The 13229-nt window shown below is 41.5% G+C and carries 11 protein-coding genes and 2 pseudogenes; 3 read left to right on the top strand and 10 right to left on the bottom strand.

The window, feature by feature from the left end:
• Nucleotides 1–231: 231 nt before the first annotated feature.
• Together MTF68_RS02145 and MTF68_RS02140 are read right to left on the bottom strand one after the other, a co-directional pair.
• Complete coding sequence (locus tag MTF68_RS02145) at nt 232–696, bottom strand: acyl-CoA thioesterase (protein ID WP_004586653.1); 465 nt, start codon at nt 694–696, stop codon at nt 232–234.
• 133 nt (nt 697–829) lie between these two features.
• The gene (locus tag MTF68_RS02140; RefSeq protein WP_248461520.1) at nt 830–2476 is read right to left on the bottom strand and encodes an electron transfer flavoprotein-ubiquinone oxidoreductase; all 1647 of its coding nucleotides are present in this window, start codon (nt 2474–2476) and stop codon (nt 830–832) included.
• Between the two features lie 206 nt (nt 2477–2682).
• On the opposite strand from MTF68_RS02140, the gene MTF68_RS02135 reads away from it, so the two are divergent.
• Together MTF68_RS02135 and MTF68_RS02130 are read left to right on the top strand one after the other, a co-directional pair.
• Nucleotides 2683–3432, top strand: a complete 750-nt coding sequence (locus tag MTF68_RS02135) for an electron transfer flavoprotein subunit beta/FixA family protein (protein ID WP_004586651.1) — start codon at nt 2683–2685, stop codon at nt 3430–3432.
• On the top strand, nt 3433–4359 hold the full coding sequence (locus tag MTF68_RS02130) for an FAD-binding protein (protein ID WP_248461519.1): 927 nt from the start codon (nt 3433–3435) through the stop codon (nt 4357–4359).
• A gap of 50 nt (nt 4360–4409) precedes the next feature.
• Here MTF68_RS02130 and MTF68_RS02125 read toward each other — a convergent pair whose 3' ends face one another.
• Complete coding sequence (locus tag MTF68_RS02125) at nt 4410–5342, bottom strand: substrate-binding domain-containing protein (protein ID WP_064387319.1); 933 nt, start codon at nt 5340–5342, stop codon at nt 4410–4412.
• Nucleotides 5343–5493: 151 nt separating this feature from the next.
• Nucleotides 5494–6891 (bottom strand): asparagine--tRNA ligase, encoded by a 1398-nt coding sequence (asnS, locus tag MTF68_RS02120; protein ID WP_024033570.1) that lies wholly within the window; start codon nt 6889–6891, stop codon nt 5494–5496.
• A 447-nt stretch (nt 6892–7338) separates the two neighbouring features.
• Here asnS and MTF68_RS02115 point away from each other — a divergent pair, with 447 nt between their 5' ends.
• Nucleotides 7339–7773, top strand: a complete 435-nt coding sequence (locus MTF68_RS02115; protein WP_004586647.1) for an ATP-binding protein — start codon at nt 7339–7341, stop codon at nt 7771–7773.
• An 18-nt stretch (nt 7774–7791) separates the two neighbouring features.
• On the opposite strand, the pseudogene MTF68_RS02110 reads toward MTF68_RS02115, so the two are convergent.
• From MTF68_RS02110 to MTF68_RS02085, 6 genes and pseudogenes are all read right to left on the bottom strand, one after another.
• Nucleotides 7792–8238: pseudogene (locus tag MTF68_RS02110) on the bottom strand (CatB-related O-acetyltransferase); the annotation flags it as partial.
• 265 nt (nt 8239–8503) lie between these two features.
• Nucleotides 8504–8692, bottom strand: a pseudogene (locus MTF68_RS02105) (chloramphenicol acetyltransferase); the annotation flags it as partial.
• A gap of 18 nt (nt 8693–8710) precedes the next feature.
• Nucleotides 8711–9724, bottom strand: coding sequence for an ABC transporter ATP-binding protein (locus MTF68_RS02100; protein WP_004586644.1), 1014 nt, complete (start codon nt 9722–9724; stop codon nt 8711–8713).
• Between the two features lie 14 nt (nt 9725–9738).
• Nucleotides 9739–11238, bottom strand: coding sequence for an iron ABC transporter permease (locus MTF68_RS02095; protein ID WP_126007128.1), 1500 nt, complete (start codon nt 11236–11238; stop codon nt 9739–9741).
• A complete protein-coding gene (locus MTF68_RS02090; RefSeq protein WP_248450965.1) occupies nt 11239–12279 on the bottom strand; it encodes an extracellular solute-binding protein in 1041 nt (346 codons plus the stop codon).
• The gene (locus tag MTF68_RS02085; RefSeq protein WP_248461518.1) at nt 12280–13092 is read right to left on the bottom strand and encodes a hypothetical protein; all 813 of its coding nucleotides are present in this window, start codon (nt 13090–13092) and stop codon (nt 12280–12282) included.
• Between the last annotated feature and the right edge of the window lie 137 nt (nt 13093–13229).

The following is a 13229-nucleotide window of genomic DNA, read 5'->3' as shown; positions in this document are numbered from 1 at the left end:
CCTTTAAAAAAATAATAAATGTTTGATTTAACTTATCAAACGACAATTAGTTATTTGCAGTGAGCATGCCAACAATAGGGTGTGGTTACAAAATAGCCGTAAAAACGACTTATACGGCATTTTTACGGCTATTTTGTATTTTTTATAAGCAGGGTGAACTTTTTTAGTTTTTTGTTTTCTAAGTAAAGGTTGTACCTTTTACACGGTCTATGTGAATTTTACATTGTACTTTTATACTTTATGAAGCAAATTTTCTGTCTCAATTGCAATTTGTTTCATTTTAATAGCGTAGTTTTCCAATTTAATATCTTCTTCTGTTTGTGCTTTAAAAGCAGGAACCTCTACCGGGTAACCTGTTTCGTCCATTGCTACAAAGCTAATAACACAGTGGTTTGTTTCTACCATGTTTTGAGTTTTAGGATCGCCACACCTTACTTGAATAAATATTTGCATACTTGTTGAGCCTGTATGCGCAATTTTTGCTTCAACTTCGACAATTTGGCCAACCAAAATAGGGCGTCTAAATTTAACCCCAGCAACAGAAACGGTAACGCAATAATGGCCGCTCCAACCTGCAGCGCAGGCATAACCCGCTTGGTCAATCCATTTCATGACCACACCACCATGAACCTTCCCACCAAAATTTACATCGGTAGGCTCTGCTAAAAAACGAAATACAACATTTGACGACGGCATATTAAATACTCACTTTATGAAACTTACCTATGAGCATACCGTAAAAAAGGGGCCGAAGCCCCTGCAATTTAGGGTAGGTTTATAATTTATATGTAAAAGATAGGTTTTTAATGCACCTTTGTGCATAAAATAGTTACATATTAGGGTAGTTTGGCCCGCCAGCACCTTCGGGTGTTACCCAATTAATGTTTTGGCTTGGGTCTTTTATGTCGCAAGTTTTACAGTGCACACAGTTTTGAGCATTAATCACAAACTGATCTTCACCTTCAATTTGTTGCACTTCGTATACCCCTGCAGGGCAATAGCGCTGTGCGGGTTCGTCAAACTTTACTAAATTAACCGCAATAGGAATGGCGGGATCTTTAAGCTTTAAATGGCAAGGCTGCGACTCTTCATGATTAGTATTAGATAAAAACACGCTAGAGAGTTTATCAAAGCTAAGTAGGCCATCAGGCTTAGGGTAGTCAATGTGAGGGCTGTTAGCTGCATCCTTTAGCGTGTCGTAATCGGGCGTGTTGTCTTTAAAGGTAAAGGGCAGTGCACCGCTGAAGATGTTTTGATCAAGGGTATTATACGCACCCCCAGCAAACTTACCTAAGGTATGCATAGCGGGGCCAAAATTACGCGATTGGTAAAGCTCTTTATAAGCCCAAGAATTTTCAAACGCGTTTTTATAATCAGCTAAATCAGTATTAGCTTGGCCACTTTGGAGCGCTTTAAAAATAACGTCTGCCGCCACCATGCCCGATTTCATTGCGGTATGGTTACCTTTAATTTTGGCAAAATTGAGCGTACCGGCATCGCAACCTATTAATAAGCCACCAGCAAAATGCATCTTAGGCAGCGAGTGAAGGCCGCCTTTTGCAATTGCACGGGCGCCATAGGCAATGCGTTCACCCCCTTCAAGGGTTTGCTTAAAAACAGGGTGGTGTTTCATTCGTTGAAACTCATCAAACGGGCTTAAATGCGGGTTAGAATAATTTAAATCAACAATTAACCCTACAACCACTTGATTGTTATCGCAGTGATACATAAAAGAGCCGCCATTGGTATCGCCACTTAGCGGCCAGCCCGTACCATGCACTACTTTACCTTGCTGGTGTTTACTGGCATCTATTTGCCAAATTTCTTTAAAGCCTAAGCCATAGTGCTGTGGTGACACATCTTTATCAAGCGCAAACTCGTTGATAAGTTGCTTACCTAAATGGCCGCGACACCCCTCAGCAAATACAGTGTATTTAGCGCGAAGTTCCATACCTGGCATATAACCATCTTTTTCATTGCCGTCTTTATCAACGCCCATATCGCCTGTAATAATGCCTTTAACGGTGTCTTGCTCAATAATTAAAGAGTGAGCGCTAAAGCCTGGGAATATTTCAACGCCTAAATTTTCAGCCTGCTCGGCAAGCCATCGGCACACATTGCCCATAGAAACAATGTAATTACCTTCATTATGAAATGTTTTAGGGGTCGCAAAGCGAGGGAGAGTAGTGGCTTTTTCGCTGTTATTAAACCAATAAATTTCATCCTGTGTCACTTGTGTAGTGACGGGGGCGCCAAGCTCTTGCCAATTAGGCAAAAGCTCATCTAAGGCTTTGGTTTCAAATACCGCACCTGAAAGAATATGCGCGCCTACCTCGGAGCCTTTTTCTACCACACAGATAGTTTGTTCTTGTTGTTTTTCTTGCGCTAGCTGTGCGAGCTTAATAGCACTGGCAAGGCCCGCTGGGCCCGCACCTACAATAACTACATCAAATTCCATGGTTTCACGTTCGACCATAATAACCTCTTAATCAATGACGGGCTTAGCTAAATTAGATAAGCAATGCAGCCTTTTTAATACTTGCACATTAAATGTTACAGGCTGTGAATACTTTAAGGTTATTTTAGGTTGACGTTTACGTCAACAGGAAGTAGTCTGAATTCATAAAATAAATAGGTTGACGTACACGTTAGCTTGTAGGTTTAAATATAGATGGAGTTCCTATGAAAGTTCTCGTTCCAATAAAAAGAGTGATCGATTACAACGTTAAAGCACGCGTAAAGGCTGATAATAGCGACGTTGACTTAGCAAATGTAAAAATGGCAATGAACCCATTTTGTGAAATAGCGATAGAAGAAGCCATTCGATTAAAAGAAGCGGGCACAGCAACAGAGGTTATAGCGGTAACAATTGGTGCAAAAGCAGCCCAAGAGCAGCTACGCACCGCACTTGCATTAGGTGCAGATAAAGCCATTCACATCGAAACCGATGAAAAACTAGAATCGCTGCACATTGCTAAATTATTAGCAAAATTAGTTGAGCAAGAAGCCCCAGAACTAGTTATTTTAGGCAAGCAATCTATTGACTCAGACAACAACCAAACAGGCCAAATGCTGGCGGCTTTAACTAAGCGCGGCCAAGGTACGTTTGCCTCTAAGGTGGATATAAACGGTAACACAGTGAATGTAACCCGTGAGGTAGATGGTGGCTTGCAAACTGTTGCACTTAAACTGCCCGCTATTGTAACTACCGATTTACGCTTAAACGAGCCTCGCTACGCATCGCTGCCAAATATAATGAAAGCAAAGCGTAAACCACTTGATGTAATAGCAGCAGATTCGTTAGGTGTTGATTTAACACCCCGCGTACAGCTAATAAAAGTAGAAGAGCCGGCTAAGCGCAGTGGCGGTATTATTGTTGAAGATGTAGCCCAGCTGGTAGAGAAACTTAAAACAGAGGCAAAGGTGATTTAAATGAAAACACTTGTAATTGCAGAGCACGATAACGGTGCACTAAAACCAGAAACCTCAAAAACAATCAATGCGGCAAGTAAATTAGGCTTTGATATAGATGTACTTATTGCGGGCTTAAATATAGGTGCAATGAGCGAACAGGTTGCCGGTATTGAAGGTGTAACAACTGTACTCACTGCCGATAATGCACTTTATCAGCATCAGTTAGCTGAAAATATGGCCGAGCTTGTTTTAGCTATTGCCGATAATTATACGCATATTGTTGCCAGTGCAACCACCACAGGTAAAAACTTTATGCCTCGCGTTGCAGCGCTTTTAGATGTTGCGCAAGTGTCAGAAATAATAGAAGTAATAGATAGCGATACATTTAAACGGCCCATTTACGCCGGTAATGCAATTGCCACGGTTAAATCGCTTGATAGTAAAAAAGTGATCACCGTACGAGCGAGTAGTTTTGACTTACAAAACCAACAATCACCTGCCAGCATAAATGCATTAGATACGTTAAGTGATACTCAATTAAGTGACTTTGTAAGTGTTGAACAAACCGAGTCAGAGCGTCCTGAGCTAACTGCAGCAGAGGTAGTTATATCAGGTGGTCGTGGCATGCAAAATGGTGAAAACTTTGCTTTATTAAACGGTATTGCTGACAAGTTAGGCGCTGCAATTGGTGCGTCTCGTGCTGCCGTTGATGCAGGCTTTGTACCGAACGATATGCAAGTAGGGCAAACAGGTAAAATAGTGGCGCCTAATCTGTATATTGCCGTGGGCATAAGTGGTGCTATTCAACATTTAGCAGGTATGAAAGACTCAAAAGTTATTGTAGCGATTAATAAAGACCCTGACGCACCTATATTTCAGGTGGCAGATTACGGCCTAGTTGCTGATTTATTTGAGGTATTACCGCAGCTTGAAAACGCGCTATAAACATATTCTGGTTGTAAAGCCGCGGTGAACTTAGGTTCCTGCGGCTTTTTTTATTCAGCCTCAACCAAAGAATAATGATGCGCTGACAAAGTATCTAAAACACGCTTATCTTTTAATAAATTGAGCAACACCTCTGTTTGTTCTACAGAGCGGCTCGATTGGCTATTTACCAATAAAATTAGGGGGCGAACAAACGTATACTCACCATTTTTAATAGTTTCATCTGAAACGTTAACGCCATTGATACCCAGTAAATTTATTTTATTTATTTTTTTAGAGCCAAGCAGCTGCGAAACTGCACCGTAAGAGTCAAAAGCAATGGCATTTGGCATGCGTTGTACTATGCCAAGGGCTTGGTTAAATTCGTCATACATTTGCACTTCCATTTTAGGAAATAACCCGTGGTTACCTGCCTGCTTTAGTTTAATTGTATTACCATTTGGAACCCGCATAAAAGATAGGTTTAAAAACTCTAATAAAATATCAAAGGTGCCATGGTTATAGGCCTTACTAAACAGAAGGATTTTATTATCTCTTTGTGTCTCAGGTTTATAATTTGGGTTAACTTCTTGCCACGTTTTATATTTGCCCGCATAAATGTCGCTGAGTTGCTCTACGCTTAGCGAATCAATGTTATTTTTTTTGTTAGTAAAAAATACCAGCGCATCTTGCGCAATAACAATTTGACGTACATGAGGGTATTGCTCTTGCTCTTCATTGGTTAAATAGCGCGATGAAGTACCAATATCAATAATGTTTTGTGCTATGGCTTTAATGCCTTTAGTACTGCCCATGGAGCGGACTTGCATGGCCGTATTTGTTTGCTCTTCATAATTGGGCTTTAATAAAAGCAACAGGTGCGAGACCGAAGAAGAACCGCCAATAAGTAAAGGCTTGTGATCGGGGGCAATATTAGAAACTGAAGTTGCAATGTTAGAGGATGAAAGCAGTACGGTTGCTGCCAAAATAAGGTTTTTTATCATGCTATTAGCCAAATAACGAATACGTTATAAAACTATAGTTCAAAATTTATAAATCTCTAATTTATAAACAGTATTTTACAAAGCCATAATTAAAAACAACAGGCATTAAAAAGCCAGCAAAAAAGCTGGCTTTTAAAATCAATTAATTTGATTAGTAGGTTGCGCTGCCTTTAGTACGAGGGAAGGCAATTACATCACGTACGTTGCCCATACCTGTAACATAAGCAACTAGGCGTTCAAAACCTAAACCAAAGCCAGAGTGTGGCACGCTACCGTATTTACGTAAATCACGGTACCAGCTGTAATCTTCTTTGTTTAAGCCCATTTCATCTAAACGCGCATCAAGCACATCAAGGCGCTCTTCACGTTGTGAACCACCAATAATTTCACCAATGCCTGGTGCTACAACGTCCATAGCGGCAACGGTTTTACCGTCTTCGTTTTGGCGCATGTAAAACGCTTTAATATCGCGCGGGTAGTTTTTAATAACAACCGGTGCTTTAAAGTGCTCTTCAGCTAAGTAGCGCTCGTGCTCAGATTGTAAATCTACACCCCATTCAACGGCGTACTCAAACTTTTTACCACATGATTTAAGTATTTCTACGGCGTCAGTGTAATCAACTTGGGCGAAGTCTTTTTCTACAAACTCTTCTAAACGGCTAATCGCTGTTTTTTCGATACGTTGTGCAAAAAATTCCATATCGTCACGGCGCTCTTCAAGTACCGCTTTAAATACGTACTTAAGCATGTTTTCAGCAAGTTTTGCAATATCTTCTAAATCAGCAAATGCTACTTCAGGTTCAACCATCCAAAACTCAGCCAAGTGACGAGACGTGTTTGAGTTTTCTGCACGGAATGTTGGGCCAAAGGTGTAAATTTTTGACATAGCCGATGCGTATGTTTCACCATTTAGCTGGCCAGATACCGTTAAAAAGGCTTCTTTACCAAAAAAGTCTTCGCTGTAATCAACGTCGCCTTTATCAGTGCGTGGCAAGTTTTGCATATCAAGTGTTGATACGCGGAACATTTCACCTGCGCCTTCACAGTCACTGGCTGTGATGATTGGGGTGCTGATCCAGTAAAAGCCTTGCTCGTGGTAAAAACGGTGAATTGCTTGTGCTAAACAGTTACGCACACGTGTTACCGCACCTATCATGTTTGTACGTGGACGAAGGTGAGCGTGCTCACGTAAATACTCAATGCTGTGGCGCTTAGCAGCCATAGGGTATGAATCTGGGTTTTCTACCCAACCTAAAACTGTTACAGAATTAGCTTGAATTTCAAATGACTGACCTTTACCTGCAGATTGCACTAACACACCAGTAACCGATACAGAACAACCGGCTGTTAAGCTAGTAACTTCATCATAATTATTTAGTGAATTAGGAACTACCGCTTGAATAGGATCAAAACACGAACCGTCATGAACGGCTAAAAATGATATTCCTGCTTTTGAATCGCGGCGTGTACGGATCCAGCCTTTTACTGTTACTTGGCTGTCTACCGCAACATTGCCTTTTAATAGCTCTGAAATCGCTAAATGGCTCATCTTCACTCCAATGATATAAGTTGCCTAACTGTATAATATTAACTACTCAACGCAGCGGTTAAATTTAGTGCGTTGAACTTGAACCGTGTATCTTACCTAGTTAAATAAAATAAAAAAACTATTGTGAGCAACTCTTTAAAAGTTTTTATGCAAGTGGGTTACTTTTAAAGCGTTTTTTGCTTTAAATTACCACTATTGTTATTTGGTGCTCTGAAATTTAGTGATTTTGTGGCATTATTACTGCGTGTTGACTCTACGGATTGAAATTAGCCAACCTTGAGGCTATTCAATCACCGAGCAAAATTTGTAAGCTAGTGGGCGCGCTAACTGCTTCAGCGTTATTCTAATGGCTTACAATGATGAAATAATAAGTAACAATTAAGCCGGTAAATCAGCACATCATAATTTTAACTATTTAATATTTACCATTACCCAGAAATGGATGCTATGAAACAAGTTTTTATTTTAAGAGGGCTACCAGGAAGTGGTAAGTCTTACTATGCACAAACCCTAGCCGACGAGCTTGGTGGAGTAGATACAAGCCAGTATTTAATATGTTCAACCGATGACTACTTTGTCAATGAACAGGGCGAGTATCACTTTGATAAATTTAAACTACCGCAATATCATAATTTAAATTTAGCGCGCTTTATAAATGCTTTAGCGCAAAATATTCCGCTTGTAATTGTTGATAACACCAATATAAAAAAATGGGAGTTTATTGCGTACTCTCAAGCAGCACATGCACTTGGTTATCAAGTTAAAGAAGTTATTGTTGGTGAAGTAAAAGACAAGTCTATGCAGCATTTATACGCTAAGCGCAACACGCATAACGTGCCTTTAAAAACCATTAGTAAAATGGCGTACATGTTTGAGTGGTAGGTGAGTGTTACTTATGGGTTATTTAAGCTTTATTAAAGCGCTTAAATCACATTGAGTAATGGCATCTAGATGAGCAGTGATTTTTTCATTGCTCCAATCCCACCAAGCTATATCTAATAACGTATTTATTGTGTTGCTATCAAACCTAGGCTTAATTACTTTTGCCGGATTACCACCTACCACGCTATAAGGGGGTACATCGCAGGTAACCACCGATTTACTTGCAATGATAGAGCCACTGCCAATATTTACCCCTGGCATTATGGTTGCGTCATAACCAATCCATACATCGTGACCGATAACCGTATTGCCTTTAAAGGGTAACTCGCCAGCCTGCGGGGCCGATTTTTCCCAGCCGTTGCCAAATATAAAAAATGGATAGGTAGAAAACCCCGCTGTTTGATGATTAGCGCCGTTCATTATAAAGGTCACATTTTTAGCTATGGCGCAAAAGTTCCCAATAAGGGTCTGTATACCTTTCAGGATTTAAATTTGTTCAAACTAGTGGCAATTTAATCGCGGCGCGAGGTTTGTGACCTAGTGGGCTAAGTGAAAACGGAGCAACAAAGAGTTAATTGCCCCTAGGCAGAACCCTTCGGGCAGAGCGTGTTTGGTCTTTATGCTGCGTTATCGCCTATTTATGTGAAATAACCACACTACATAGGCTCTGCCTTGTCTAAAAACCAAACACACTACTGCAAATTTAATCTCGAAAGATAAACAGACCCTCTCGATCCCCAATAAAATCGAAATGGTAAAGGACATTTTTTTCGAAGTTTTCAGGGCCGTCAGGATCGTCGTAATAGGTATAATCACCCACCACTATATTAGGCGAGGTAATAAAGTTTTTTAAAAAGCCAACCTGAGGAAAGCCCTCAACAGGGGCAGGGTTATTTGGATTAGGGCCCTGTTTAGACATAGCTACCTCATAGTTTAATTATTGTTTTTTATACACAGCCAGCGGGTGAGTAGTAACAATAGATACATGAACGCTGTCACCCGGATTAACCACAACCTCGTGGCTTACACGGCTAGTAACGAGCGTATTACAGCTTAATTTAACCGCACATAAACGGCTGCCACCTTCAAAGCGTACCCAAACAACTTCACCGTTAGGTTGATTTAAGTTTTGAATAAGTTGTACATCGTCAGGGCGAAGCAACACATCTACATCGCCACTGTCGCAGTCTATACCTTGGCCTGGTGCTACGCCAATACTGGTGGTTGCTTGGCCATTTTCAAACTGCCCAGCAATAAAGCTTGCCTCACCTAAAAAGCGTGCTACAAAGCGGTTGTTTGGCATGCTAAAGCATTGTTCAGGGCTGTCGAGCTGTTGTATTTTACCGTTTTGTAATACACCTACACGGTCACCTACCGAAAGCGCTTCTTCTTGGTCGTGAGTAACCCATACTGCAGGCACTCCCGCTTCTTTTAGGGCGTTTCTTATATCCCAGCGCAGCATATCTTTTAATGCGGCATCAAGGTTAGAAAGTGGTTCATCAAGTAACACAAAATCTGGCTGGTGAGCAAGTGTACGCGCAAGTGCTACGCGCTGTTTTTGACCACCAGAGAGGGTGGCTGGCTTTTTTGCTCTAAAATCATTTAGACCAAGCAGTTTAATCCAATGATCGGCAATGGCGGTGTCTTTTAATCTAAAACAAATATTTTGCTCAACCGTTAAATGAGGAAACAATGCAAAATCTTGAAACACCATACCGACACTGCGTTTTTCAGGGGGCACATTACGTTTTGGTGTTGCGCGCCATTTGCCTACGTTTATTTCACCCTCGCTAATGGGGATAAGCCCTGCAAGTGCTTGCAATATTGTACTTTTACCGCAGCCCGTAGGGCCTACTAGCATGAGAATTTCATTTTCACCTAACGATATATTTAAATCGCTTACTACACGGTTACTGCCGTAATCTATAGACAACTGGCTTACAGATAGCATTTGTTTTTAAATCCTCAATGTTCTAGTTGGTTACGTTTTTCGCCAGACATCATAATAGCTAAGCCACAGGCAGAAATCACCACTAACAATAATCCGGGAATGGCAGCACGGCCAAAGTAACCGGCTTCGTACACACGCCATAAATAGGTTGAAAGGGTTTCGAACCCGGTCGGGCCTAGCAATAGCGTTGCTTCAAGCTCGCGCATTGATTCTAAAAATACCAATGCAGCACCGGCAATAATACCACGCATTGTTAGCGGCAGGGTAATGCGAGTAAAGGCTTCACGCGGGCTTGCACCTAATACGCGCGCCGACTTTATTAAGCTTTGATCTAAATGCTCTGTACTGGTGCGAATAGAGCCAACTGCAAGCGGTAAAAATCGTAGCATGTAAGCAATAATCAGAAGCGCTAATGTTTGATATAAAAACGGGAGTTGCAAGCCGCCATATACCAGCGCGGTACCCATCACAATGCCAGGAATACCAAAACCAAAATAGGTAACACGCTCCATTATTCTGCCGGCTTTTCCGCTTAATGCGGCATGAGCAACAGGGATAGCCACGATAACCGCCACTATGGCTGCAATGGCTGAGGCGTACGCTGAGTTCCACGCTATGCTAAAGTCAAAGTTGCTGTAACCATCGCGTGCTAACCAAACAAAAAATATCGCCAGCGGTAAACCAATAGCTAACAATAAAATAGGGCCAAACGCAGCAATCATTGCGGTTATTTGCCATTTAGTTGGAAATAAAACCAGTGGGCGGCCGTGTCGTTCAGAGGCGGTTTTTATTTGGGATTCTATTAAAAGTAAAAAGCCAACAATAACCATTAATTGCAGCGACAACATTGCCGCGCGCCCTAATGCAAACGCATTGTATTCTACGTAAATTACCCGGGTAAAGGTATCTAGGCGCATCATTGCGGGTGTACCAAAGTCTGAAAGTGTATAAAGCGCCACTAATAATGAGCCCGCTGCAATACCGTTAACTACACGGGGTAAAATTACTTTAAACACACTTTGTGTCATCGACATACCCAAGGTACGCGCTGCATTTACCATGCTGGCATCTAAACTCAGCAATGACGAGCGTGTAGTCATCATTACAAAAGGGAAGGTATACAAGGTCATTACAATGGCTGCACCGCTTAACCCATACATGGGTGGGGTTTCAAAGCCAAGTAAGTTATTTATTTCACCACCTGGGCCAAACGCAGCGTACAAAGTAAATGCGCCAATATAACTTGGAATAGCCAAGGGCGCGGCAAAAATCACCAGCCATATTTTTTTAAAAGGCAAATGCACATAAGCACTTATAAAAGCCAGTGGTACCCCAATCAGAATTGAGCCTAATACGGTTAAGCCCATTAGCGATAACGTATTGCCCAGTATTTTTAAATTATGACTGTCAAAAAGGGTACTGGTGTCGCTAGCAAGGGTAATTAAAATATAAACAGGGGTAATCGTAATGAGCGCTGCAAGCAGCGCCATTGGGTAAGAAGCAGGTATTCGCATTTATAAAACGCCGTTGTTGCGCATCAAGTTGATGGTGGGGCGTAAATCCGCAAGTTGAGTTAAATCAACCTTTGGTGGAGATATGTCACTCAGCGACGGTAAGCCTGCCGGTTGAGTAATGCCATTAACAAGCGGTATTTCATACGCTTCTCGGGCTAAATAACCTTGTACTTCTTCGCTTAATAAGTAACGCATAAAGTTAGTAGCAAGTGGGTCATCGTTTAGCGTTAAAATACCCGAGGCATTGACTAAACAACCTGCATCTTGCTCGGTAAAGGCTAAGTCTAATTTAGCATCTGGTTTACCCGATTTAAGACGCAGCGTGTAGTAGTGATTAGCAAAACCAATATCTACTTCACCACGTTCTACTGCCATTACAACACCGAGTTCACCGGCGTATGTTTTAGCGCGCTTTTTAACTTTTTTAAGCCATTTAGCGGTTTTATCATCGCCTTCTAAAATACGCATAGCGGTAACAAACGATTGAAACGATGCATAAGCAGGCGCCCAACCAATTGATAAATCGCTATCTGCAATTTCCATTATGCTTGTTGGAATTTGATCTTTAGTTAAACGTGATGTGTTATACGGCAATGTTCTGATCCGACCGGTAACCGGCGCCCATTGATCGTATCTAAATTGCGGTTGTAACTGTGCAGATAAATCACTCGGTAGGGGCTTTGCAAGGCCTGCATCGGTAACTAGGCCAATAGCGCCTGAGTCAACCGCCCAAAATAAATCGGCGCGGCGTACACCTGCCTTTGCCTCTGCCACTATAGTATTGGCAAGTGCAGCAGTCGGACCGCGGCGAATAGCTAAGTTAAAGTCAGGATTTTTTTTCTGAATCGCTTGCAATACATTTTCATACAAACCACCTTCACCACGGCCTAGGTATAAGGTTAAATCACCTTTAAGCTTTGGTAAATTATCAACAGAAACTGGGTTTGCTATATCGGCAGCTAGTGCGCGAGAAAGGGGCAGTGGCAAAGCGCCAACAACCCCTAACGCAGCTAGGCCTTGTATAAAGGTCCTACGCTTCACTTAAAAAACATCCTTACGCGACTTCTCCGCTTTTTCTATTAGCGTTTTAGCGCGGTCTAATTTAGTGTGCATATCACTTACCACGTCACGTACTTCGTCAACGCTTTTAGCGCTTTTAATTGTTTGCGGTAGTGTTACGTTAAAATCTTTTTCCAGCACTTCTACTAGTTTTGCATCTTGTTCGATAAGCGTACCTTCTACGCCTTCAAAAAGGTGTAAATACGTATCGTGAACAATTTCAGTGGCTTCATCGTTTAAGCGCTCTGCAAATTTAGCAACAACACGGTCAAGCTTGTGCTTGATTTCGTCAATGGTGGCACTTTGGGTCATGCCTTCTGTAGCAGTGGCTTTAACTGTATCAAGTAAGCCTTTTTGCTGGAATTTTGCCGCAAGCTTAACAGCACCAAGACCTTGCCACAAGGCTATGTTCATGGCTTTTTGCTGATTGCGCACTTCTTGGGCAGGCTTGTTGTTATCAATGGCCATTTTTACACCATAAATACCTTGCCAAATTGAGGCATATACAGGCACAAAGTTAGTTTCAATAGCGCTGTGAAACTTAACCGACTCCCAATATTCAATTAAATCGTCGCTGTTTACAGCCTTTGCACCGCTTTTGCTGTAGTCAGTTACCATGGTGTCTACTTTACCAACCATCCATTCAACTTCTTCTGAATAGTCTTTAATGTTTTCTTGTAAATGGTTTACGTGTTCACCAATTGGGCCGTTAGCTAGCGCCGGTTGCGTTACAAAAGCAGAAGCTAACAATAAGCTTGCACCTAATGTTTTTACAGATTTAGAAAGGTGTTTCATAGTAAAGAGTCCGAAAAGGTAATTGTAAATGATAGACATTATCATATCCGTAATATTTACTAAAATCAATATAACAAATACGTCAATGCAAAGCTCAAAACCTGAGCAAAATTAATACCTAACAGGCAAATAATGAC

Origin of the sequence: Pseudoalteromonas sp. 2CM37A (genome assembly GCF_023161885.1) — a bacterium.
Taxonomy (GTDB): domain Bacteria; phylum Pseudomonadota; class Gammaproteobacteria; order Enterobacterales; family Alteromonadaceae; genus Pseudoalteromonas; species Pseudoalteromonas atlantica.
Note: the sequence above shows the minus strand (reverse complement) of the source record. Positions and strands in the feature narration are given on the sequence as shown.